The organism is Sphingomonas naasensis (genome assembly GCF_004792695.1).
Classification (GTDB): Bacteria; Pseudomonadota; Alphaproteobacteria; order Sphingomonadales; family Sphingomonadaceae; genus Sphingomonas; species Sphingomonas naasensis.
In genome coordinates, this window is sequence record NZ_SRXU01000001.1 from 304,055 (window position 1) to 325,752 (window position 21,698).

23 protein-coding genes and 1 tRNA gene are annotated in these 21,698 nt (G+C 62.8%); 9 read left to right on the top strand and 15 right to left on the bottom strand.

Features of this window, described 5'->3' with window-relative positions:
* Window positions 1-4 precede the first annotated feature (4 nt).
* From E5A74_RS01530 to E5A74_RS01540, 3 genes are all read left to right on the top strand, one after another.
* Complete coding sequence (locus E5A74_RS01530) at window positions 5-1,981, top strand: TonB-dependent receptor family protein (RefSeq protein WP_135982149.1); 1,977 nt, start codon at window positions 5-7, stop codon at window positions 1,979-1,981.
* A 144-nt stretch (window positions 1,982-2,125) separates the two neighbouring features.
* Window positions 2,126-2,201: transfer RNA gene (locus E5A74_RS01535), tRNA-Glu, on the top strand.
* A 163-nt stretch (window positions 2,202-2,364) separates the two neighbouring features.
* Entirely contained in the window at window positions 2,365-3,597 is a 1,233-nt protein-coding gene (locus E5A74_RS01540) for a tyrosine-type recombinase/integrase (protein ID WP_135982151.1), read from the top strand.
* Window positions 3,598-3,675: 78 nt separating this feature from the next.
* On the opposite strand, the gene E5A74_RS01545 is transcribed toward E5A74_RS01540, so the two are convergent.
* Window positions 3,676-4,008 (bottom strand): hypothetical protein, encoded by a 333-nt coding sequence (locus E5A74_RS01545; RefSeq protein WP_135982153.1) that lies wholly within the window; start codon window positions 4,006-4,008, stop codon window positions 3,676-3,678.
* A 45-nt stretch (window positions 4,009-4,053) separates the two neighbouring features.
* Here E5A74_RS01545 and E5A74_RS01550 point away from each other — a divergent pair, with 45 nt between their 5' ends.
* A complete protein-coding gene (locus E5A74_RS01550; protein ID WP_240699593.1) occupies window positions 4,054-4,914 on the top strand; it encodes a hypothetical protein in 861 nt (286 codons plus the stop codon).
* Here the strand turns inward: E5A74_RS01550 and E5A74_RS01555 are convergent.
* The 3 genes from E5A74_RS01555 to E5A74_RS01565 all read right to left on the bottom strand — a co-directional run bounded on the left by E5A74_RS01555 (window position 4,911) and on the right by E5A74_RS01565 (window position 6,946).
* The gene (locus tag E5A74_RS01555; RefSeq protein ID WP_166745560.1) at window positions 4,911-6,068 is read right to left on the bottom strand and encodes a hypothetical protein; all 1,158 of its coding nucleotides are present in this window, start codon (window positions 6,066-6,068) and stop codon (window positions 4,911-4,913) included. The two genes, E5A74_RS01550 and E5A74_RS01555, sit on opposite strands and share 4 nt — an antisense overlap.
* Window positions 6,069-6,286: 218 nt before the next feature.
* Window positions 6,287-6,490, bottom strand: coding sequence for a helix-turn-helix transcriptional regulator (locus E5A74_RS01560; RefSeq protein WP_135982157.1), 204 nt, complete (start codon window positions 6,488-6,490; stop codon window positions 6,287-6,289).
* A 273-nt stretch (window positions 6,491-6,763) separates the two neighbouring features.
* Window positions 6,764-6,946, bottom strand: a complete 183-nt coding sequence (locus tag E5A74_RS01565) for a hypothetical protein (protein WP_135982159.1) — start codon at window positions 6,944-6,946, stop codon at window positions 6,764-6,766.
* Window positions 6,947-7,090: 144 nt separating this feature from the next.
* On the opposite strand from E5A74_RS01565, the gene E5A74_RS01570 reads away from it, so the two are divergent.
* Window positions 7,091-7,714 carry a hypothetical protein gene (locus tag E5A74_RS01570; protein WP_135982161.1) on the top strand — a complete coding sequence of 208 codons (624 nt, stop codon included), beginning with the start codon at window positions 7,091-7,093 and terminating at the stop codon, window positions 7,712-7,714.
* Window positions 7,711-8,013: an RNA polymerase sigma factor gene (locus E5A74_RS01575; protein WP_240699594.1), complete on the top strand. Its 303-nt coding sequence runs from the start codon at window positions 7,711-7,713 to the stop codon at window positions 8,011-8,013. Before E5A74_RS01570 ends, E5A74_RS01575 begins: the two co-directional genes overlap by 4 nt.
* Here E5A74_RS01575 and E5A74_RS01580 read toward each other — a convergent pair.
* Window positions 7,981-8,265 carry a conjugal transfer protein TraD gene (locus E5A74_RS01580; protein WP_135982164.1) on the bottom strand — a complete coding sequence of 95 codons (285 nt, stop codon included), beginning with the start codon at window positions 8,263-8,265 and terminating at the stop codon, window positions 7,981-7,983. The genes E5A74_RS01575 and E5A74_RS01580 overlap by 33 nt on opposite strands.
* A 16-nt stretch (window positions 8,266-8,281) precedes the next feature.
* Complete coding sequence (locus tag E5A74_RS01585) at window positions 8,282-8,590, bottom strand: conjugal transfer protein TraD (protein WP_135982166.1); 309 nt, start codon at window positions 8,588-8,590, stop codon at window positions 8,282-8,284.
* Window positions 8,591-8,762: 172 nt separating this feature from the next.
* Here E5A74_RS01585 and traA point away from each other — a divergent pair, with 172 nt between their 5' ends.
* Window positions 8,763-11,579 carry a Ti-type conjugative transfer relaxase TraA gene (gene traA, locus E5A74_RS01590; protein ID WP_135983164.1) on the top strand — a complete coding sequence of 939 codons (2,817 nt, stop codon included), beginning with the start codon at window positions 8,763-8,765 and terminating at the stop codon, window positions 11,577-11,579.
* Here traA and E5A74_RS21090 read toward each other — a convergent pair.
* Entirely contained in the window at window positions 11,533-11,745 is a 213-nt protein-coding gene (locus E5A74_RS21090) for a hypothetical protein (protein WP_206365739.1), read from the bottom strand. The genes traA and E5A74_RS21090 overlap by 47 nt on opposite strands.
* A 173-nt stretch (window positions 11,746-11,918) precedes the next feature.
* Window positions 11,919-12,317 (bottom strand): hypothetical protein, encoded by a 399-nt coding sequence (locus E5A74_RS01600; RefSeq protein ID WP_166745562.1) that lies wholly within the window; start codon window positions 12,315-12,317, stop codon window positions 11,919-11,921.
* Here E5A74_RS01600 and E5A74_RS01605 point away from each other — a divergent pair.
* Complete coding sequence (locus tag E5A74_RS01605; RefSeq protein ID WP_135982168.1) at window positions 12,295-12,501, top strand: helix-turn-helix transcriptional regulator; 207 nt, start codon at window positions 12,295-12,297, stop codon at window positions 12,499-12,501. The genes E5A74_RS01600 and E5A74_RS01605 overlap by 23 nt on opposite strands.
* A 29-nt stretch (window positions 12,502-12,530) precedes the next feature.
* On the opposite strand, the gene E5A74_RS01610 is transcribed toward E5A74_RS01605, so the two are convergent.
* Window positions 12,531-12,737, bottom strand: a complete 207-nt coding sequence (locus E5A74_RS01610) for a hypothetical protein (protein ID WP_135982170.1) — start codon at window positions 12,735-12,737, stop codon at window positions 12,531-12,533.
* 200 nt (window positions 12,738-12,937) lie between these two features.
* Here E5A74_RS01610 and E5A74_RS01615 point away from each other — a divergent pair, with 200 nt between their 5' ends.
* Window positions 12,938-13,591 (top strand): 2OG-Fe(II) oxygenase family protein, encoded by a 654-nt coding sequence (locus tag E5A74_RS01615; protein WP_135982172.1) that lies wholly within the window; start codon window positions 12,938-12,940, stop codon window positions 13,589-13,591.
* Between the two features lie 52 nt (window positions 13,592-13,643).
* Here the strand turns inward: E5A74_RS01615 and E5A74_RS01620 are convergent, their stop codons facing one another.
* The 6 genes from E5A74_RS01620 to E5A74_RS01645 form a co-directional block, all read right to left on the bottom strand.
* Window positions 13,644-14,969, bottom strand: coding sequence for a hypothetical protein (locus E5A74_RS01620; RefSeq protein WP_135982175.1), 1,326 nt, complete (start codon window positions 14,967-14,969; stop codon window positions 13,644-13,646).
* On the bottom strand, window positions 14,966-16,591 hold the full coding sequence (locus tag E5A74_RS01625; RefSeq protein WP_135982177.1) for a glycosyltransferase family 2 protein: 1,626 nt from the start codon (window positions 16,589-16,591) through the stop codon (window positions 14,966-14,968). Before E5A74_RS01625 ends, E5A74_RS01620 begins: the two co-directional genes overlap by 4 nt.
* Before the next feature lie 95 nt (window positions 16,592-16,686).
* Entirely contained in the window at window positions 16,687-17,139 is a 453-nt protein-coding gene (locus E5A74_RS01630; RefSeq protein WP_135982179.1) for a toxin-activating lysine-acyltransferase, read from the bottom strand.
* A complete protein-coding gene (locus E5A74_RS01635; protein ID WP_135982180.1) occupies window positions 17,136-18,248 on the bottom strand; it encodes a 2OG-Fe(II) oxygenase in 1,113 nt (370 codons plus the stop codon). Before E5A74_RS01635 ends, E5A74_RS01630 begins: the two co-directional genes overlap by 4 nt.
* Complete coding sequence (locus tag E5A74_RS01640; RefSeq protein ID WP_135982181.1) at window positions 18,245-20,371, bottom strand: peptidase domain-containing ABC transporter; 2,127 nt, start codon at window positions 20,369-20,371, stop codon at window positions 18,245-18,247. The genes E5A74_RS01635 and E5A74_RS01640 overlap by 4 nt, the downstream gene beginning before the upstream one ends.
* Window positions 20,368-21,696, bottom strand: coding sequence for an HlyD family secretion protein (locus E5A74_RS01645; RefSeq protein ID WP_135982182.1), 1,329 nt, complete (start codon window positions 21,694-21,696; stop codon window positions 20,368-20,370). The genes E5A74_RS01640 and E5A74_RS01645 overlap by 4 nt, the downstream gene beginning before the upstream one ends.
* Window positions 21,697-21,698: the final 2 nt, after the last annotated feature.

The following is a 21,698-nucleotide window of genomic DNA, read 5'->3' on the forward strand; positions in this document are numbered from 1 at the left end:
ACGCATGTCGAAGTCCGTACGCGCCTTGCTCGGCGTGCCTCTGTTGCTTGCCGCCCTACCCGCCTTTGCCCAAGAGGCCGCCGAGCGCAGCGACGATGTCGTCGTCACTGCCGAGAAGCTCGTCGAGCAAGCCATCCAGCGCGTCGGCGAGACGCCGGGCGGTGCCAATGTCGTGTCAGCCGAAGAATTCGACGGCAAGCTCGCCGTGTCGCTCCGCGACGCGCTCGCCTTTTCTCCCGGCGTCTATGCCCAGCCCCGCTTCGGACAGGAAGTGCGCCTCTCGATCCGCGGCTCGGGCATCGGCCGCGGCTTCCACATGCGCGGGCTCACGCTGCTGCAGGACGGCATTCCGATCAATCTCGCCGACGACAATGGCGACTTTCAGGAGCTCGACCCCGCCTTCCTCCAGCACCTCGAAGTGTTCCGCGGCGCCAATGCGCTGCGCTTCGGTGCCTCGACGCTGGGCGGCGCGATCAATGGCGTGACGCCGACCGGCCGCTCGTCGAACGGCGTGCGCCTCCGCATCGACGGCGGCAGCTTCGATACGCTGCGCGGCCTTGCGAGCATCGGCTATGCCGACGCGCGCGGCGATGCATGGCTGGCCATCGCCGGCGACCGTTCGGACGGCGATCGCGACCACGCCCGGCGCAAGGCGCTGCGAGTCAACGGCAATGTCGGGCTGCGGCTGAGCGATACCGTCGAGACGCGCTTCTATGCCAGCGCGCAGAGCATCCGGCAGGAGCTGCCCGGCGCACTGACCTACGCCGTCGCCCGCAGCGCGCCCGAAACCGGCAATTTCGCCGGCGATCAGGCGCGCGACATCGATTCGCTGCGGCTGCAGAACCGGACGAGCATCGCGATCGGCGCCGGCAATCTCGATGTCGGGCTGTTTCTCAACGCCAAGCAGCTCCACCACCCGATCTACCAGCTGATCGACCAGAAATCGCTCGATTGGGGCAGCTATGCCCGGCTCGATCAGGATTTCGGCACGTTTGGCGTCACCGCGGGGGTCACCGCGCGCTTCGGCAGCGTCGCTTCACGGCGCTTCGTCAACATCAATGGCGCGCAGGGCGCGAAGACTTTCGCGGCCGATCAGGCGGCGCGCACGATCGACGCCTATGCCGAAGCGCGCATCCGACCGGTCGAGCGGCTGACGCTGATCGCGGGCGCGGTCTATACCTCGGGCCTGCGCCGGCAGGATCAGGTGTTTCCGACCATCGCGAACGGGCGCGCCACCTTCGACCAGCTCTCGCCCAAGCTCGGCTTGCTGTTCGAGCCCGATTCCCGGATTCAGCTCTACGCCAATCTCAGCCGCAGCCACGAGCTGCCCGGCTTCATCGAGCTCGCGCAAATCTCCGATTTCGTGCCGCTCGACGCCCAGCGCGGCTGGACCGCAGAGATTGGCGGGCGCGGCCGGATTGGGCCGCTGCGCTTCGACCTCAGCGCTTATCGCGCCGATCTCGACGGTGAGTTGCTCCAGTACAACATCGTGCCGCCGACGATCCCGGCCGCGACCTTCAATGCCGGGCGGACGCGGCATCAGGGCGTCGAGCTCGGCATCGATCTCGATCTCGCCGCCTGGGCGCGGCTGCGCCAGACCTATATGTGGAGCGATTTCCATTTCCGCGGCGACGCGCAATTCGGCGACAATCGCCTGCCGGTCATCCCCGAGCATTTCTATCGCGCCGAGCTGCGGCTGGGCAGCGACGCGCTGCACGTCTCGCCCAATGTCGAGTGGGTGCCGCGCGGCGCCTGGGTCGACTATGCCAACAGCTTCCGCACCGATGGCTATGCGCTGCTCGGGCTGGGCGCCGAGGCGCGGCTCGACCGTCGCTTCACGCTGTTCGCCGACGCGCGCAACCTCGCCGGACGCAAGGCGGCCGGGGACATCTCGGCGGTCGTGCAATACACCCCCGCCAGCGCGATCTTCTACCCGGTCGAGCGGCGCAGCCTGTTCGCCGGCGTGCGGGCAGCGTTCTGATGGCCGCCACCCTCGCGACGGCAAGGGGCGCCGGGCGTTCTTGCCGCCGCGCGGGCCCGCGGCGTGCAAATGGTTGGGCCTTGTGCCGAAACGCGCTTGACGGCCCGGGAAGCTACCCCTAATTGCCCGCCTTCCGCAGCACATGGCCCCTTCGTCTAGCGGTCTAGGACGTCGCCCTCTCACGGCGAAAACACGGGTTCGAGTCCCGTAGGGGTCACCAACAAGCCCTCCCAGAGGGTGCCAGAAGATGCCATAAATGGCTGTTTTCTGCGGTTTTTTGTGGTATAAGCGTCCCGATCGGATCGGCTGGATACCACCAGATACCAACATTTTGATGGTATGTTCGATGGTAGCTCGCCGGCCCCGGATCGGGAGATACCATCATGGCCCTGACCGCCCTCGCGATCAAAAGCGCCAAGAGTCGCGCCAAGCCCTACAAGCTAGCCGACAGCGACGGCCTCTATCTGCTGGTGACGCCCTCGGGCGGCCGCTGCTGGCGGATGAACTATCGCCATCTCGGCAAGCAGAAGACTCTGGCATTCGGCACCTGGCCCGACACCAGCCTTGCCGACGCTCGCGAGCGGCGCGATGCCGCGCGCAAGGTGCTGGGGCGGGGCGACGATCCGGCCGAGCAGATCAAGCTGGAACGCATCGCCGCAACCGTGGCGGCATCCAACAGCTTCAAGGCGGTCGCCGACGAATGGCTGACCAAGGCCGAGAAGGAAGGCCGTTCGGCGGTCACGATGAAGAAGCTGCGCTGGCTGCTCGACTTCATCAATGAGTCGATCGGCAAGCGCCCTATCGCCGCGATCTCCGCGCAGGAGCTGCTGATCATGCTGCGCAAGATGGAGGGCAAGGGCAAGTACGAGACGGCCAAGCGACTACGCAGCACATGCAGCCAAGTGTTCCGCTACGCCATCGCCACGGCCCGCGCTGAACGCGACGTTGCCGCCGACCTGCGCGGCGCGCTGATCGCCCCCAAGCCGGTCCACCGCGCCGCAATCACCGGCCCCAAGGAAGCAGGCGGCTTGCTCCGCGCCGTCGAGGCGTTCGAAGGGCATCCCAACACAAAGGCGGCGCTGCGGCTCATGCCGCATGTGTTCGTGCGGCCCGGCGAGCTGCGCCATGCCGAATGGAGCGACTTCGATTTCGACAAGGCGCTTTGGACGATTCCGCCGCACAAGACCAAGATGCGGCGGGCGCATACCGTCCCCCTCTCCCACCAAGCGCTCGCCATCCTCGAAACCATCGAGCACGACGCGGAGTATAGCCGTTTCCTGTTCCCCTCCCTGCGGTCAGTGGATCGGCCGATGTCGGAGAACACGATCAACGCGGCGCTGCGACGCATGGGCTTCGCTCAGGACGAGATGACGGGCCACGGCTTCCGGGCGATGGCAGCGACGCTATTGAACGAGATGGGGCTATGGCATCCCGACGCGATCGAGCGCCAACTCGCCCACTGCGACAACAACGCCGTCCGCCGAGCCTACGCCCGGGGCGAATATTGGGACGAGCGGGTCAAGATGATGCAGCACTGGTCCGACCATCTCGATTTCCTTCGCGATGGCGCCAAGGTGCTCAAGGGCAAGTTTGGAAAGGCCCGAAGGCGGCTATAGTCGCCGAATCTAGATCTTGAACTGGACCGTCTCCAGCGTGTCCCGTTTTTAGATTGCCGCCGGTCGAAGCGGCATCATCTAAAGGTCAGGTTTCTCGATACCGAAAAATCTCCAAGGATCGCCGGAGCCGACAAGCAGCGCCACATTTTCGCCTGCGGGCGCCGCCGAGTCTTCCCAGCCACCCGGTGAGAGCGCTTCAATGGCACTGGTACCGGGGCCGGTGATATAGATTTCGGACTCGGCCTGTCCCGGCTCGCTTTTCATGAACATCGCGAGGCTTTCAGGCCCGCCGCTCGCCACCATGAGATTGCCGAAATGACCCTGTAACGCCGCCCATTCCGCGAGCGGCAGCGACTTAGTGCGCCACAACATATCCATCCCCCATAGGCGAATACCATGGGCTGCAATCATGCCTCACCTGCTGCAAATTGACTAGGCGCGCGCTACCTACCAGCGATGGCAATGCTACTCGCTGACTCGAACGCGCTAGGTAATCCCCAGCTCAAAACCTATCTCGCCGCGTCCCGCGATCATAACATCGCGCTATCCGACCTCACGCTGGTTGAGATGCGGAAGGAACACGCCATCACCAATTCCCGCATGTCGCTGCGCATCGCTTCGCAATTCCCGTCGCAAGTGTTCGTGCTGAAGCGCGCCCACGAAATTTTGGAGCTGAACATGTCGGCCAGTGCCGACGTTAATGCCCTTTTCGACTACGTCGCAGGCGTGGAGCTGAACCAAGATATGCTGGACCTTTCGACGGTCCCAGTGCCTGAACGCCTGAAGGTTCGCATGGCGGCACTCGAACCGGAGGCGGCCAACGTCGTCGCGGAGTTGGGCAAGCAGATGCACGACCTTGAAGAGGCGCTTGTGGACATCACCAAGGAGTTCAAGCCCGATCAGGTGAAGCAATTGCGGACCGGGCGCGACGTCACGGAGGACACGCGGCAAACCCTTTTCCGGCTGCTGAAGGAAACGACTGCGCGATTCTTCATCGACAACCAACAGCCCCTGAACCGGAAGAGTATTTCGCTCACCGAAGCGCGCGGCATGTTCGCGTTCCGTTACTCGCTGTGTATGATGATCTATTACATTCTGTGGGTGCAGAATGGGCGGCAGGTAGGACGCCCCGAGCATCTGCGCGTGAACGACGTGATAGATATGCAACTCGCCACCGTGGGCACCTATTTCAATGGCGTGCTGAGCACCGACAAGCTGGTATGGAATACATCGCACGCCGTTCGTGCGGTTCTCCGACAGTTTGGCGCCTTCGTTGGCGAGGATTGGGTTCTACCAGAGTCCTTAGCGGCGCACTAAGGAAGTTCCTGCGGATACCTAATCTCGAAGATTGGCTTGCCCGTTTTCGCTTCACGGCAGATTGCGTGCATCAAGCTGCTGGCAGGCTGCGAGTCGATGAAGTTCTGCACGAAATTCTGCGTCATCTCGGTCGCCATCTTCCGGGTGACCTTGGTGCCGGGCATGTTGATGTTCGTGCGCCCTTGCTTTGGCTCACCGCCGTCGTCGTCAACATAGGTGTAGTCGATCCTGAGCACGATTATCGCTCCTGACTTCGTGGCCTCCGCAAAGTGCCGTGGTCCAAGCTCCTCCGCAAACATCGGCGCGGAATACTCCTCTGACAGATAGAAGCAGATCATGGAGCATAGCCATGATAGGTCGCGGGCTTCATCCTGCTTGTCTGGACTCCACGCCCCAGGTTTCCGCCGGTTGCTATGGAAGTAATGGCCCCGGCGCTCGATCAGGTGGTCGGCGATCTCTTCCGGCGTCAGTGATCGCCGCAAGAGGGTGCCAGTCGGAGTGGCAGGCCGTGTTCGATCCTCCCGAAAGTCAGCCGTTGCCAATTTGATCGCGTCCATGAGCGTCGCGTGGCCCTTGAACGCCTTTTCGAGGCCGGCCTTCTTGAACTGCCCGTCGCTGAAAAAAGCATCGAGGATCAGGAAGTAGTAGCGGAAGGCATCAATGTAGCGGGCCTCCTTCGATGCTTCGCGGGCGTAACTGGTCAACGTGGCAAAGAGTCGGTATCGTTCGTCATACGGTTTCTCTGCAGCCATCATCGCTCTGGTGAAGTAGTCGTAAGTCAGCACGAGCGGACGGTCATCTGCCTCGCCATAGCTGAAATGGCTTATCGCAATGGCGTCGTTCTCTTCCGGCGTTTCGCCTTCGTATTCGGCATCCGTCCGATCGAAAGCGACTTGAACGGGGAATAGTGCCTGCATGAAGCTGAAGCCATTCCGAACCTGCTGACGAAGCATCGTTTGCAGCGGATCGTTGACCGTAATTTTAGGAGGCTGCCCCGGCTTGTCCGGGTCGGTCAAGGCAGGTGCAAGGGTTGTGGGCTGCCCGGTGAAGGTGAACTTCAATGCCCTCACCATGTCGCCGTCTGATACCAACGTCATACGGGCGCCCAGCACATCAATCGGCCAATGGTCCAGCATGCGAATAGGCTGCTTCAAGTGGACCGTATAGCGCGCGATCATCCTGGAAAACTACCGCGCCACCGCCCGGAGGCAACCTTCAACCTCGCGGATATGGTACAAAATCGGTGGCCCGCGAACGGTCGGTTTCGGGACTAGGCCCATTCCGCCGAACGGCCAAATTTGAGGCGCGAAGCCGCCTTCACTCGGCGACGTCTTGACCGCGCTCTCGCCCCGGGAGAGCGCGGTAGCAGACATCATTCTGCACTATCACCTCGATAGGCCATCGGATCGGCGATCCAGCGGTTGATGGCGGACTCGTGCCAGCCGGCGCCGTGAATGCTGATCTTCACCCGTTGGGGAAACGTGCCCTCACCCATCTTTCGATACAGGGTCGTACGGGAAAGCCCGGTGCGAGCGAGGACGGTCTTGAGACGGATAATCCTTTCGGTGTTGGACATGGGCTATACTTCCATACTCGGGGTTTAGCGAAGCTCCCCGAAACAGGATCGATAGCCTTGGGACGAAGTGCAAGAGTGCCAAAAACGGTGCCGGTGTACGGTGGCGGACTCTGGCGTCCCGTGGCGGCCCCTGTCGTCCGATGGCGGTGAAAAGAAATTTTCCCACGCCGTCCCGGCAAGAGCTGATCGACTGTCGCCAACTCCCAGCGCAGACATCTCGTCCTGAATGCGAAGCAATTCCCGTACAGCGATTCGTGCCTGAATCAGAAGGACCTACTGGGCTTCCTTCTTCTCCAGCCGATCCACTTCGCGCTCGACGACTTCACGGATGAACGCCGCTCGACGCTGCGGACCGACCAGTTTGTCGATGCGCTCGCCCAATCCCTCCGGCAAACGGACCACAGTCGATTTCACTTTGAGCGGCGGCCTTCCCATGCCGCTGTCGTAGCCGGGCATTGGATGCGATCAATCGGAAGCTGAATAACCGATATCTCTTATTGCGAGTTTCTCGATAAAAGTCTATATCCGATATCGGTTACTGAACCGCAGGGCTGGGCTTCTTCCGCTCCGGTGTCTGCGTCGATGCGATGAGGATAGGCGATGACGGCGCTTGGCATCCGAAATGGCGGTCCCGAGCCGCAAGCCACAACGTCACGTAGATCGGTGCTGAGAGCACTGACGGCGCCGCTCGCAATTCCCGCGGGCGCAGTGGTCGCACCCGGGAGCGGCAGAATAGCTTCCCTGTTTGACGTCTATGGTAACGAACCGATTGCTCTGAGGCGCAGCTGCGCAGGGCGCCGCCTCAGCCGCTTCCGCTATCACAACGCCGAAAGCTTCTTTCTCGGCATAGAGAAAGGCAGTGTGCGGCATCCGACCGACAGACTCTATCAGATCGGCATTGTGCTACAGCTTGGGCTGAGTGCGCACCTGCTCGATGTGGGGTTCGCCGATGCATGGTGTGCCCGCCATATCGGCCTAAACGTCGCCAGATCGCTCGCCTACGCCAATGCAACCGGCCTCCGCTTCGAAACGACCGACATGGAGCTGCTGACGGCGATCCTCTCGCCGTACAGCAAGTGGCGCAATGCGAGTTCGCGCGATGTAGCCCCGGACTTTCCGTTCTCTGCCGAGGAACTCCAAATGCTGACCCGCGCGCTGCTCGATCGCGTGCATCAGGTGACCGGTCATCCGCGCCCACGTGGCTGGCAGAATCGCTTGCCGTGAGGAAGGAGCGCGCCACGGCTGCCTACGAAGCGACCGTGAATCCCGCCCCCGCCCGCGAGGTGATGGCGACGGCAGAGGAACTGGCACGGATGGAAGCAGCCCTGCTGACGCTGCCGCGTCTCACCCGCGAAGTGTTTCTAGCCCACCGGATCGACGATCTCAGCTATGCCGAAATCGCCGAGATCACCGGCCTCAGCGTGCGACAGGTCGAACGCAGAATGGCCGATGCCCTCTACGGCCTCCACTCTGCGCTGCATGGCCGACCGTTACGCCGCAGATGGTGGTGGGGCTGGCGGTGACGGTAAGACAGCCATTGCGCCGCTTTTCGCTTGTGCTTCGGCTTCGAACGCGCGCCTGCCGCGTCGCGCCCACAGGGCAAGCGCATGATCGCGTTCTTCGCCTTGCAGCTTGCCCGCGATCGACAGGAACGCGCCATAGAGTGTGGCGCGATCATCGCCGGTCAGTTCGACCAACCCTGCCTTCACGACCAGGCCGCCCAGCTCGATCAGATGCCGCGTGCGCTCCCGGCGCTTGACGACCCATTCGCGCATGTCAGCTCGTGCCTTCCTAGCCTCGAGCCGATGCGCCGCCGCCCTCGCGCTCCGCTCCGCCTTCCGGCTCCGCGCAAGGGCGGCTGCGAGGCTGGCGCGTGACGCGAAAGAAGGCTGCACCCGCCTTGCGCCAGCCCTCCTTTGTCGCGGCGTCCTTTTCATCCACCGCATTGAGCAGCGCACCGGCAAGAATGTCAGCGTCGAGCGTATCGGCCCCAGAAGCCGCCACAAGCTCGCCAAGCTGGCGCACACGGCGTTCCTTGAGTTGCTTCGCCTTGTCAGCGAGCGCTTTGAGTTCCGAATCGAAGTCACGCGGCTTGCGCATCACAGTCTCCATTTGCTGGCGATGCGATCATTATAAAGGAATACTGAGCGCAATGCTGTACAGTCGCCGGCACGATCTGGAACCACTCGGTCCCTCACAGGAATTTTTCGTGTGAGGGCGCGCTTATACGTCGTGCCGACGTGTGCTTTCAGGTGTAACTGCTTTGATCGCCATGGCGATTTACCATTTCAGCGTGAAGGTCATCAGCCGCGCTGCCGGTCGCAGCGCCATTGCCGCCGCTGCCTATCGTTCGGCCTCTCGGCTGCATGACGAGCGGCTCGACCGCCATCACGAGTTCACCAACAAGTCAGGCGTCGTTCACTCGGAAGTGATGCTGCCGAACGGCGCGCCCGAGCAATTCGCCGATCGCGAAACGCTGTGGAACGCCGTCGAGGCCGCCGAGCTGCGAAAGGACGCGCAGCTCTCCCGCGAGGTGGAGTTCGCTATTCCGCGTGAGCTGGATCAGGCCGAGGGCATCCGGCTGGCGCGCGATTTCGTCGAACGGGAATTCGTCGAGCGCGGGATGATCGCCGACGTCAATGTGCACTGGGACGTCGGCGCCGATGGCGAGCCAAAGCCGCACGCGCACGTGATGCTCACCTTGCGCAATGTCGATGAGAACGGGTTCGGCAAGAAGAACCGCGACTGGAACGGCACCGATCTTCTGGAGAAATGGCGTGAGCGCTGGGCCGAGGACGTCAACAAGCGGCTGGCCGAGCTGGATATCGATGCGCGTGTCGATCATCGCTCCCTGGAAGCGCAGGGAATCGAGCTGGAGCCGCAGCATAAGATCGGTCCGGCGGCCGCCCGGATGGCAGAACAGGGGCTCGCTTCCGAGCGGCTCGAAGAGCACCACGCCATCGCGCGCGGCAATGGCGAGAAGCTGCTGGCGAACCCGGCGCTGGCGCTCGATGCGATCACCCGCACCCAGGCGACATTCACCACGCGTGATCTGGCGATGCTCGTGCACCGGCATAGCGAGGGGAAAGAGCAGTTCGACCGGGTGATGGCAGCGGTACGCGCGTCGCCGGAACTGGTCTCGCTCGGCAAGGATGGACGCGGCCAAGATCGCTTTACCAGCCGCGACATGATCGAGACCGAGAAGCGGCTTGAGCGTGCCACGGTCCGGCTGGAGGCGGGCCGAAGGCACGGCGTCGTTGAGCAGCACCGCAAGCTCGCCCTCGTGCGTGCAGAGATGCGCGGGCTGGTATTGTCAAGCGAGCAACGCAGCGCCTTCGATCATGTCACCAAGAGCCAGGGGCTTGGCGTGGTCATCGGCTATGCCGGGACGGGCAAGTCGGCCATGCTGGGCGTCGCGCGCGAGGCCTGGGAGAGCGCAGGCTATTCGGTGCGCGGCGTGGCGCTCTCCGGTATCGCCGCCGAAAATCTCGAAAGCGGTTCTGGTATTGCTTCGCGCACGATCGCGAGCATGGAACATCAATGGGCCGAGGGGCGCGAGCTGCTCACCAATCGCGATGTGCTGGTGATCGACGAGGCCGGCATGATCGGTTCGCGCCAGATGGAGCGCGTGCTTACCGAAGCCGAGAAGCGCGGCACCAAGGTGGTGCTGGTCGGCGACCCCGAGCAGCTTCAGGCGATTGAGGCCGGTGCTGCGTTCCGCGGAACTGCCGAGCGGCATGGCAGTATCGAGATCACCGAGATCCGCCGCCAGCGCGAGGATTGGCAGCGTGATGCCACGCGCTACCTCGCCACCGAGCGGACTGAGGAAGCGATCAGCGCCTACGGTCGGCACGATCGCATCCATGCTGCCGAAACGCGCGAGGATGCACGCGCCGACCTGATTGACCGCTGGGATCGGGATCGTACGGAGGCGCCCGGCGCCTCCCGGATCATCCTCACCCACACCAATGATGAGGTGCGCGCGCTGAATATCGCCGCGCGCGACAGACTGCGCGCCGCAGGCGAACTGGGCGAGGATGTGATGATCTCGACCGACCGGGGGCAGCGTGAATTCGCGCCGGGAGACCGAGTGATGTTCCTGCGCAATGAGCGCAGCCTTGGCGTGAAGAACGGAACGCTGGGGCAAGTGCAGTCTGTCACTCAGGCACGCATGGCAATGCTGCTCGACGACGGGCGCTCGATCGCGTTCGATGTAAAGGATTACGCGAACGTTGATCACGGGTACGCCGCGACGGTGCACAAGGCGCAAGGTGTGACAGTCGATCGCGTCCATGTGCTGGCGACGCCAGGGCTCGATCGTCATGCCGCTTACGTAGCGTTGTCACGCCACCGCGACAGCGTCGATCTCCACTATGCTCGCGACGATTTTGCCGACGGACATGCGTTGACCCGGACACTCTCGCGCGAGCGCGGCAAGGACGTGGCGTCGGACTATCTGGCCATCGAGCCCGCGCAGGAGCGGCCGGTACCACGCGACCGGTTCGCGGGGTTGAAGCTGCGCGTGACACCCGATGCTCCGGAGTTGAGCCCATTCGAGCGGGCGGTGGTGCGCGTTGCACGCTCGGTCGCCGACATCGTGCGCGTGCGGACGGAAGGACATGCGGAGCTTCCGCATCAGCGTGCCGCCCTCGACAAGGCGGTCGCTGGAATGGAGGCGCTACGCCCCGGTGCTAAGCGCGACCTTCAGAACGTATTCAACGCCGATCGCACGACGATCGATGAGGCTGCGAGCGGGCGGCCGCAACGGACGATCCGGGCAATGATGTTGGAGGCGGAGATGCGGGCCGATCCAGCCAAGCGCGCCGATCAGTTTGTTGCGCGCTGGAGCAAGCTGCAGAAGCAGTCTGACCGCGCCTATGTGGCGGGCGACATGACAGGCCGCAAAGCGATCCAAAGGGAGATGGCGGGAATGGCGAAGAGCCTCGAACGAGACCCGCAGATGGAATCGATCCTCGCACGCCGCAAGGCGCAGCTTGGAATCACGATCGACACCGGTCGCAGGCTCGGAGCGGAGCTGGCGTTCAATCATGGGATCGACTTTGGGCGAGGACGCGGACTTGGGCGTTAATGGCGGGGTAGACCATCGGCACGATGTCGCAGAGCAGGCGCCCGAGCTCGACGAGCAAGGGTTGGGGCGCGAGCGCGAAAACGCTCAGGTGCCGAATTTCCTGGCGCTCGATCCGCCCGCAGACACGCGTTGCGAAACTGCGCTGCATATCGGTGCAGATCGACATAGCTCTGGATCGGTGCCGTGATCTCGGGCCGGACCGGCTTGCCATCCTGACCAGCCTCGCCCTGCTCGCACCGACGCGCTTCTTTGCGGGATATATAGCCCTCGTGGATCGCCACGTCGCCGCGCGAACCGACCGCGATAAACACCTTGCCGCCCTTGCGCTTGGGGCAACGCTCATGCTCCCAGCCGCGGAAGGTGTCGCCAGTCTGCAGCACGACCACTTCCCATCCGGCCTCGCGATAGGCCTTCGCCTTTCGCCTCCACGGCAGCAGCTTGTGCGGTCCAGAAACTCGCGCTGTCCGCGAAGTAGCGCTCGTCGTCGAACAGGTCGGAAACGATCTCGCCTTGATAGTCGGTCACGTCGAACAGCGCCGCGCTGACCGGGATCGGCGCGCCGCCGAACAGCCACGCCTTGAGCTGATGGCCGGTCGGGCAATAGGCCTCCGGGTCGTCGAGCAACCCGAGCCAATCACGCTGCCTCGCCTTCGAAGCCAGGGCCAGATGCCGCACCGTCGCCGCGTCGATGTCGCCCTTGCGATAGAGGCCACGAATGCGGGGCAGCAGATTGCCCATCCTCCGGATCCTGACCGTCCTCAAGCGCACCGGCCTCAGCCGCTCGACCATGTACCGAAAGATGGGGAACGGCACGTTCCCCGGAAACATCCGGATCAGCACCCGGTGCGTCGGATGGCGCGAATCTGCCATCAACGTTTGGCTGCGCAATCCGATGTTCTACTCCACTGAGAGCGGTGAATAGCCGGCGCCGGGAGCCAGCGTGACCCGCCTTCAGCCGATCGAAACCATCCCTTCATGAGTCGCTTTCTGCAGTACCCGCAGCTGCGGCGGCCCGATGCAGCCGCGGTTTCGGAGATTGGGGATGCCATCTTCCTCGATCAGACGCTTCACCTCATCGAACCCAAGCTCCGCCCGGCCGATGAACTCTTCGTCCGCGTCGCAGATCTGTGAGGCAACTTCTCCCTTCGATGCGAACATGAGGACGACATGTTCTCGACCCAGCGATCGGCGACGCGCAGAACCTCTCCGACCGCGTGGTCAAGCGGTAGAAGGCGGCGCGCTATTGCGCGCATCAAACAACTGCCTGATCCCCGTCATTCAGTTCGGGTGCGTCGGTCATCAGGTTGGGATGTCCGAGGATGGTGGAAAGCGGACGAAGATGGGATAGGCTATCCTCCATGGAGATCGAAGGTGATTATCGTCGTGACGGGTACGCGCTAGTTCGCGGTCTGGTGCCGGCCGAGGTCTGCGCCGCCATCTTGGGCCAGATGCAGACCGATGCCGCCCGCGCCGGACGGCGTCTTGAAGACATGGGCAAGACCTCGCCGATCCTGCCGCGTCCGGCCAGCGAAATTTACGGATATCACTATCCACCGTTGCTGATGTTCCTTTGGGGCCTCACGCCTATGATGGCGCATCAGGCAGGCTGTGAGCTTATGCCTACCTACAACTATTTCCGAATCTATCGCGGAGGCGATCGCTGTCGCGTGCATTCAGATCGACAATCCTGCGAACACAGCGTCTCGCTTACTCTGGCGTACAGCGATAGCCAAACATGGGATTTCGAAATCGGCGAGGACGCTGTGCCGCCGCTTGAAGGTGTCATCGAGGAAAACTTTGGCCCTTCACGGTTCGGATCCATCCGCATGTCTCCGGGCGACGCCGTCATCTACAACGGCATCACGCGCCGTCACGGACGCACCACGCCCAACCCAAACCAATGGTCCGCCCATCTTTTTTGCCATTGGGTCGAAGCTGCGGGTCCCTATGCGGACTGGGCATTCGACCGTCGAGGGATCCGGTTCCCGATGGTTCAGTTCGATTTCGGCTAAACGCCATCTGCTTCACGGCAGCCCGGCGCAGTGAAAGGCGGACCAAGCTTTCTCATGCCCGCAGCGAAGCCGGCGACGCGTGCTGCCAAGCCAGCCTTACACGTGCGTCGATGAACCCGTCTAGCGACACATAATCGCTATTGGCCCCTTCGCCCATCACACAGATCATGGCCTCGGTTTCGCGCAGGAGCCGCTCCCGATACAGATCGGGGAAAGGCGCGAGCCTTCCGATGACGACTGCGTCCGCTCGCGCTCCCTGCAAGCTTGTCACGCGGCGCCTTTGCTGCGTCCGTAGCGCCGCCAGCTCCAGCGCTAAGGGAGATCCCACGGCTATGTCATGGGTCAGCAGCGCCTCGCTTTCCCCGCGCTCGACTCCTGCCGAAAAGTATGCTGTCAGTTCGCGCGCGCAGATCGGAATGCCGTTCTGACGCCCGATGCGCTCGAGCGCACGGGCCGCCGCAGTAATGAGCGTATTCTCTGCGCCAAAGCCGTGCGAAGCCGTCTCGCCTTGCGCGCAGGACCAATCAGGTAATGCCCGAAATGAACCAAAGTCGACCAGCGCCCCCTCGAGCGTCAGGTTGGACGCAAATGGCGGTCCCGGCCACATACGGAGCACCCGTCCAAATCCATATTGCCGCCCCGTCGCTGTGAACGCGGCCCGAAACACCGCGCCCACACCGCCGGAGCCCCAGTCCGATCGCCACAGATCGCGCACCCGCTGCGAGTCGATCCATTGCTCCGAACCGGCATAACCGCCCCGCCCGAAAAAGATCGACCGCATGAAGCTGGCGATCCGGAGGAAGGCCGGGCGAACGATGATCGCGCGCCGCGCACCGGTACTTCCGTCCCGCCAATGAATCCTGCACCCTGCATCCAGCAAGGCGACGACCGGGACCGCACCATGCGGGAATATCCGCGAAGCCACTTCCGACAGGATCGTCTCCCGGACCGCTTCTTCGAGCCACATGTAACCGTGGCTATGGTACCAATCGCTTTGAACCGAGGCGAGCGGCGTGCGGCCGATACCCTTCGCGTTAAACCCGCCGAACGTGCCCACGCGACCGCTGCCTCCATGCGCGCTGCCGCCAGGTGCGCCGTACCGATCCGCGAAGAGTGTCTGGAGATCGGCGGTGTAGAGATCGTGGGGATCGTCGGCTCCAGGAACGCAAACCGCGTAGTGTCTTAGAAGCCAAGCTTCGATCCCAGCGCGAACTCCGGGCGCATCAACATCGACGCCGGCCTGCGCGAACCAGCGGCGATTCAACCAAGCCACACGAGCACCTTGGAGTCGGCGCGCCTCGAAAGGGGCATACAGATTGGGGCTTCGATCCGCGAATGCCGGCTCCTGTTGGCGAAGCAGCGTGTCCAAAATGCTCATGTCGAGATCGGTACCGCGCCGTCCGAAATACTGACGGCGTTGCGGGCGGAGCGATTGACCGCGCCGCGTTCGAGCACGAGAGGGGCGACCAGCCAAAAGGCGACTAGCGCCCCCACAGCTTGCATCGGGCCCTCCGCGAGGAACGCGCCGCCAATCGCCGCGGCGCCTGCGCAGGCGCAAGCCGCCATCCAGATGGGCGAGGGTTGCGGGACGGCAGTCGCATCGCTCCACGCGAGCATGTTTCTCCCCGTCACCAACCGTCTCCACGCCACCAGTGCGCCCGCATGCATCGTGAGCATCGCGTCGCCGGGGGTGTAACAGGCCCGAAGGAGCCAAGCCGCCGCGTCGTTGACGAGAAGTGCGCCCGCGCGCCGGAGACGTTGCGACCGAGAGCCGGGAGCGCAGGCGAACAACCACAGGGCCTCTAATGGCATAAGGAGTGCCGGTGGATAAATGATCGCGATCGCCGCCACGGCAATCCACCCGGAGATCGGCCACGGCATCGCGAGCAGTGCAGTCGCGAGCAGGACCAGGCTTCCCAGCGACGTCAGTTGAGCGCAGATGACCAGTGCCAGATGAAATCGCGCAGACAATCGCAGCCCGCCGCGAACGAGCCACGGCACGATCTGGAAATCTCCACGCATCCAGCGATGCTGGCGCGCGGCCCACTGACTTCGCAGCGGCGGAACCCATTCGCGCACTACGGCGGCAGGATTGAACACAGCGCCCGCCAGCATCGCCTCGAGATGATCATGGCTCAGGACCGTCCGATCGGCGATCCTGCCTTCGGTCCGGTCCAGGAAGCGATCCACGACTATAAGGCCTTTGCCGAAGAACAGGTCACGGCCGAGGTAGTCCTGGTTGAAGCTCATCCGCGGGTCGAAAGGTCGGGCACACCAGTAGGGGGCTTGGAGACGCTCGAACCATGATGGCGACGGCCGCCGTAGATCCTCAATTGCCGGCACCACGATCGCGGCCTCGTCGTCAACAGCTTCGGCCAGCCGCATGATCGTGCAAGGTGTCAGAAGTGTATCGACGTCGATCGCCACGAATTCGGTGAGGCCTCGCATTGTCCTTGGCAACGGATCGATGAAGTCGGTGTCGCGACCGCCTTGAGCCAAGCGACAGAATTCGACGATCTTGCCACGCTTTCGCTCCCAGCCGCGCCAGACACCGTCAACCGGATCGTAGCGCCGTCGGCGCACCAGCAACGCCACGTCCCCGGTGGCGATATCCTGCGCCAGCTTCCCCCGAACCAGTTCCAGAAGTGCGTGGTCCTCCGGCGCAGTTGCCGAGCGCGAGTCCGGGCCGTCGAGAAGCACCATCATGGGGCGGCGCTGCACATGCGGAAGATTTTCATCGACGCAACGACGGAGGACCTCCATGTCTCCCGCCTTTCGCAAAATAAACGGAATGACGAGCGGTGGAAGTGCAGCGGTATGGTCGGTCTGCCGCCTGGGGGACAGAGGGCGCAACAGAACGCGCAGCGCCAGGCGGGCGATGCAGATAGCGAACTGGAAGACGGCCGGGAAGCCGGCGACAACCATCGTTGCGGCCAACAAGGCGCTCGCCCCATTGGCGCGCAGCGCGCACGCCGAGGCGGTGAGCATCGCCAGCAGCAAGCCACTGGTCAAGGCGACGAAGAGGGCTTCGCGCCCTGTTGAAGCTCGGGATGGAGGCCGTCCGGCACCAGTGCCGACCGGCACGTATCGAGCGCTCATTCCGAAGGTTGCGTCGGCTGCGCGGTAACCCGAATCGTCCGACCGTAACCGGTACGCCGGTCAGCGAACGCGACAGCCCGATGCGCGCCGAGATGTCGCTGACGAAGCGCCGAGACAACATGGGCAAGATTCCCGTGAGGCGCCACGACATCCACGATCCATAGTAAGGTTCCGTCGTTCCAGTCCTCTGGATCGGGCGGCCGATGACTCGCATCCCCGAGGCGGGCGGCCGTTTCCGCGGAAACATAGGCCCAGCTGGCGAAGCCCAAGGCGGTCCCGCGCTCCCCGAGGAGCAGAATGATCTGTCCTAGGCGAACCGGCATCCGGATCCAGGCGTCGAGGCTGGCGATGCTCAGTCGGGCTCGCCCTGAATCACGAAGCAGGCTCACAATCAGCCCGACCATCGCGGCCTCGTCCCAAGCAGCCTGATTGACTGTTCCGACAATCATTGTGCAGCAGCCTGGTATCCATCGTTCCCGGTGAGATACTCCGGCGCGCGCATCCGCGAGAGGAAACGTGGTTGCGGACAGCGCACCCAAATATTGAGCGCGTATTTCACGCCCGAGCGCACCGGAATGCCGCCGTGCTCCGATGGCCACAATACGCGTCCCTCCCCGTCGCAACTGGGGAAACGCAGGCAACACCCTGTACGCGGAGCGATCGGGAGGTCGAGCATCGGAAAATAAGTCTCGCCGCCTGCAAAATCGTCATTCAGATACAATAGGTACGTCGTCAGTCGCGGGAGTTCGACGCCACCATCGAAATGAGCGTGGAAGCGCTGTCCGCGCTTGTACCGGACACACTGGATGTGTTCGATGTCGGTTTCCTCAACCCCCTCCATGGTTGCGCATCGCGAATATAGGCGCGCGAGGAGTCGATGGTTTCGATCCTCGAGCACAACCGAGGAGCTACTACGCGTTCTTGTCTCGACGACGTCGTTGACCTGCCCGTTGCGCCGCTGGGCGACACGACTCCGGCGGAAACCGGAATTTTCGCAGTAACGAATGAGTTCAGCGCATTCCGCTGGCGTGAGCAAGGCGTCAACAAAGGTCACACAATTACGATAGGAGGCGAGCTCGGCTGGCAGCCCAGTACCCGGATGAGGCGCCGCGTCGCATTTCAGCACCAACCCCGACCAGCGTTGTTCGAATACTTCCCGGGACATGCTGCTGGAGCCTAAGCGATCCTTATTCAGGACCACGCTACGCGGCCTCAATTCCTGTACCTGTACCAGCTCGTGCACGGCGGTGTCCGCGCGAGGATGCTCGAGATAGGTAAGAAACGGCGTCATCAGCGACGAAAGCTCGTCATGTTCGGCGTGGAATCCACGCAGTTCAAGCCCAGCAGCTCGCGCCGCAGACAATAACGCGCCAACGGAGATTGCGGGAAAGGTTTCGAGCTGCGCCAGGCGCTCGATGAGGACACCGGAATCGTATTCGGCCCTGCTGCGGGCTGCGTAACGTAGAGCAGTTCGCACGGTCGGATGGTCGAGCACCGCGTTATAACGCGCGGCCGGCAGGGCTGCGCCGCCGGATTTTTCGCGAGGCGTAGGGGTCATTCTGCCGGCTGCCTCTGCCACAATGGGGTGCGGGAGGGAGCGCGTACCTGGGGATCCAGCGAGATCACGCGGTCTGCGGCCGCGATCGTCTCCGGTCGGTGCGCGATCACGACGCGCGTGATGTCCAGCACCGCCATGGCTTGGGCAATTGCCCTTTCGTTCGCTGTATCGAGATGCGCAGTGGCCTCGTCCAGCACCAAGATACGGGGTCGGCGGTAGAGGGCGCGAGCGATAAGGACGCGCTGCTTCTGGCCCCCCGACAGGCTGGATCCCATGTCGCCGACCAAGCTTTCATAGCCCATGGGCATCGCAGCGATCTCGTCGTTGATGCAGGCCAGCCGCGCACATTCATGCACCCGCGTCATATCGATGCGCTCATCGAAGAACGCGATATTTTCTGCAATCGAACCTGCGAGGAGCTGGTCGTCCTGCGACACGTAGCTGATCTGCGAGCGGAGTGACCGGTTGCTCCAATGCTCCAGCGGACGTCCATCGATCAGCGCTTCACCGCCCGTGGGTCGATACAGGCCGGTGAGAAGCTTGGCCAAAGTAGACTTGCCCGAGCCGGAGGCACCGACGATGGCGACGCATTCGCCGGGCTCGATCCTGAAGCTCAGGCCTGCAAAGACGAGTGGTTCGCCATAGGCATATCGGAACGCGAGATTCCGGCATTCGATCTCGCCGCTTACCGGGCCCTCATATCCTCCGAAATCGATTCGCGCTTCTTTCGGTGTGAGGACGACATCGGCCAGCCTCTCCAATTGCAGGTCGAGCAGCCACCAGGCGAAGCATTGCTCGATCAAGCTCAGGAAGCGTGCGACAAACTGAGCTTTGTAAGCTAGAAAGGCGGTCAACATACCGATGGTAAGGTTTCCATCGATTACGGCGACGGCACCGAGATAGATGACAAGAATATCGGTGACGCCATTGAGCCCCTGCTCGGCGGCGATGAATCCGATGTTGATATTGCCAGACCTGATCTGGGCATTGATCGAGGCAGCCGCTGCGTTCCGGTATTGGATCTCCCGAACGTTCTCCGAGCCGGCCGCCTTGATCGTCTGGGCGGCGCGGAGTGTCTCAAGGAAGCGGGTCTGCTCGCGGGCGTCCGTCACGATTACGTCCGCCGCAAATCTCTTGGTAATCTTAAAAGTCGCGATGCGGATGAACACATAACAAATAATAGAGCCAGCAACGATTGCAAGCAAACTCGGTGAATACAGAAACATCATCACAAGAACCAGCGAACCAAGCACTCCATCTAGAACGCCCGTCAACACGCCTTGGGCAACGAAAACCTGTATTGACTTTACCGCCCAGAACCGGCTCTGAATATCACCGACGTTGCGCTTTTGAAACCAGTCTAACGGAAGGCGGACTAGATGATTGAATATCCTGCCCTTCATATCGTACGATACAACATTTGAAACAAATTGAATTGTCAGGCCTCGCATCACCAATGCGGCTATTCTAAAGGAGAGCAGAAAAGCAAAAGCTATCGCCAAAATCTGCAGAAGGTCGCGGTCATTCTTGACGATAGTTTCATCGATCACAAACTGCAGGTAGAATGGGCCGACGAGCAGCGCTCCTTCGACGATCAGAGAGAGAATTGCGGTCTGGATCAGCGCGCGCGAAACGCCGCCGCTGAACGACAAAAGCGTGCCGAGCCTGAGAGGGTTGCGTTCACGTTGCCGCTGAAAGCTAGTGTTCGGCGTAAGTTCCAGCGCGACCCCCGTGAATTGCGCAGAAACGGCGGCCAGCGGCAATGTCATTCGCCCATGTGCGGGATCATGAATGGTTACTTTGCGGCGTGTTGCGGACTGAACGACCACGAAGTGGTTCGTCCCCCAGTGAAGTATCGCCGGGAGACGCAAGTCTATGATCTCGTCGGGCTCGCACCGGATGGGACGACCGCTGAGGCCGATTGTGCCGGCCGCGTTCATCATCGTCCGCAGTGTCATGCCCTTCAAGGATAGGGCAAAGCGTCGCCTAAGAGTCGCGAGGTCAACATCATATCCATGATAACCCGCGACCATCGCCAGTGCAGCGAGGCCGCACTCCGCCGCCTCAGCTTGGCGGATCAGAGGAAGCGCGTGGGCGCCCGAAAGGTTGAGGATTCCCTTCACAAATGCCCCCGCAGGGCGAGGATCGGGTCAAGCAGCCACTCGCCGAAGCTTCTTTCATCAAGCACGAAGTCAGCGCTCAGCGCCATTCCCGGGCGAACGCGATAGCGACGCCCATACGCGTCGACAGTATCCCCCTCGAGTGTGATCAACACCTTGAATACCGGCTCTTCAACCCTCAGCGCCGCATCCACTTCCTGCGGCTTCAATACGGTGGAGGAAATCGTGCTTACCGTTCCAGCGGCAGTCCCGAACCGCTGGAAAGGAAATGCCTCGTATCGCACGCGGACGCGCTGGCCCGGCTCCAGGAACCCGATCGCACGCGACGGAACGAAAATCTCTGCCTGAAGTCCGGCCCCCGAACGGCTAATCGTCATCGGCGGTCGCCCGGGATCGATGGGCTGGCCCCGCGCGACCTGGAGCGCAGTAATCGTCCCGTCAACTGGCGCCGTGATCGTAAACTGCCGATTGCCGGCAAGGGCGTCTCGTTCGCGCCTGCTCTGCGCCATCAGATCGAGGAGGCGCCCACGCTCCTGCACGAGCGACATCGGCCGTTGGGCGGCATTCGCCTGCAGTTCCCCGATCTGGCCATCGATGCGCGCTTGGGCGCCGCGCGCATCTGCCACCGCCTGCTCCAGCGCAATGACTTCCTCCTTGCGTCGGCGCAGCGCCTCACCCGAGATGAAGCCCTTGTTCGCCAGCGGCTCGACGCGGACGAGTGCCTCTCTCGCGAGCTTGAGGCGTTGCGTCAGCCCTGACTCCTGGGCCGAAGCAGCCTTCCATTGAGCGCGTAGTGCGCCGAGCCGCGCAGGATCCGCAGCGCTGTCGATTTGGGCCGCAGCGTCGAGCGCCCTTACCCGCTCTTCAAGACTGGCAAGCTCGCGATCGAGCGACGCCATTGAGGCTCCATCTATCGGGCGCCCGTCCGCACCACTCCGCCCTGTCTTGACCAGCAGCAGCACGTCGCCTGTGCGCACGCGCTGCCCCTCGTGAACATAGAGAGTGTCGATGATTCCCTGCGCCGGAACCGCTACACGCGCTTCCCCATCGATAGACTTCACAACGCCCCTCGCGCTTTCCCTGCGCGTATAGGTGCCTAGCGAAAGGATGAGGACGAAGGCGATCGCCATAATGGCCAGGGATGCCGTAAGAAACGTCCACGAAACGGGTAAAGCCGCCACCGGCCTGCCGAACCCATTGTCGGCCGCGGCGGCGAGAGCCTCTGGCCGAAAGAGCGGCAATGGGTCTTCCCGACGGGAGAAACCGCCGGCCACCTCGTGGATCTGGTGACCGGCAATTCCCTTGCCGGCGCCGGCATCGAGTGTCACTC

What these genes read in the sequence shown, in the direction of transcription:
- E5A74_RS01550 (WP_240699593.1), top strand. Translation starts at nt 4,054, where the DNA reads ATGGCAATGCTACTCGCTGACTCGAACGCGCTAGGTAATCCCCAGCTC.
- E5A74_RS01530 (WP_135982149.1), top strand. Translation starts at nt 5, where the DNA reads ATGTCGAAGTCCGTACGCGCCTTGCTCGGCGTGCCTCTGTTGCTTGCC.
- E5A74_RS01540 (WP_135982151.1), top strand. Translation starts at nt 2,365, where the DNA reads ATGGCCCTGACCGCCCTCGCGATCAAAAGCGCCAAGAGTCGCGCCAAG.
- E5A74_RS21090 (WP_206365739.1), bottom strand. Translation starts at nt 11,745, where the DNA reads ATGTCGATCTGCACCGATATGCAGCGCAGTTTCGCAACGCGTGTCTGC.
- traA (WP_135983164.1), top strand. Translation starts at nt 8,763, where the DNA reads ATGGCGATTTACCATTTCAGCGTGAAGGTCATCAGCCGCGCTGCCGGT.
- E5A74_RS01560 (WP_135982157.1), bottom strand. Translation starts at nt 6,490, where the DNA reads ATGTCCAACACCGAAAGGATTATCCGTCTCAAGACCGTCCTCGCTCGC.
- E5A74_RS01565 (WP_135982159.1), bottom strand. Translation starts at nt 6,946, where the DNA reads ATGCCCGGCTACGACAGCGGCATGGGAAGGCCGCCGCTCAAAGTGAAA.
- E5A74_RS01600 (WP_166745562.1), bottom strand. Translation starts at nt 12,317, where the DNA reads ATGGGCAATCTGCTGCCCCGCATTCGTGGCCTCTATCGCAAGGGCGAC.
- E5A74_RS01545 (WP_135982153.1), bottom strand. Translation starts at nt 4,008, where the DNA reads ATGATTGCAGCCCATGGTATTCGCCTATGGGGGATGGATATGTTGTGG.
- E5A74_RS01585 (WP_135982166.1), bottom strand. Translation starts at nt 8,590, where the DNA reads ATGCGCAAGCCGCGTGACTTCGATTCGGAACTCAAAGCGCTCGCTGAC.
- E5A74_RS01580 (WP_135982164.1), bottom strand. Translation starts at nt 8,265, where the DNA reads ATGCGCGAATGGGTCGTCAAGCGCCGGGAGCGCACGCGGCATCTGATC.
- E5A74_RS01610 (WP_135982170.1), bottom strand. Translation starts at nt 12,737, where the DNA reads ATGTTCGCATCGAAGGGAGAAGTTGCCTCACAGATCTGCGACGCGGAC.
- E5A74_RS01605 (WP_135982168.1), top strand. Translation starts at nt 12,295, where the DNA reads ATGCGGGGCAGCAGATTGCCCATCCTCCGGATCCTGACCGTCCTCAAG.
- E5A74_RS01615 (WP_135982172.1), top strand. Translation starts at nt 12,938, where the DNA reads ATGGAGATCGAAGGTGATTATCGTCGTGACGGGTACGCGCTAGTTCGC.
- E5A74_RS01630 (WP_135982179.1), bottom strand. Translation starts at nt 17,139, where the DNA reads ATGATTGTCGGAACAGTCAATCAGGCTGCTTGGGACGAGGCCGCGATG.
- E5A74_RS01620 (WP_135982175.1), bottom strand. Translation starts at nt 14,969, where the DNA reads ATGAGCATTTTGGACACGCTGCTTCGCCAACAGGAGCCGGCATTCGCG.
- E5A74_RS01570 (WP_135982161.1), top strand. Translation starts at nt 7,091, where the DNA reads ATGACGGCGCTTGGCATCCGAAATGGCGGTCCCGAGCCGCAAGCCACA.
- E5A74_RS01635 (WP_135982180.1), bottom strand. Translation starts at nt 18,248, where the DNA reads ATGACCCCTACGCCTCGCGAAAAATCCGGCGGCGCAGCCCTGCCGGCC.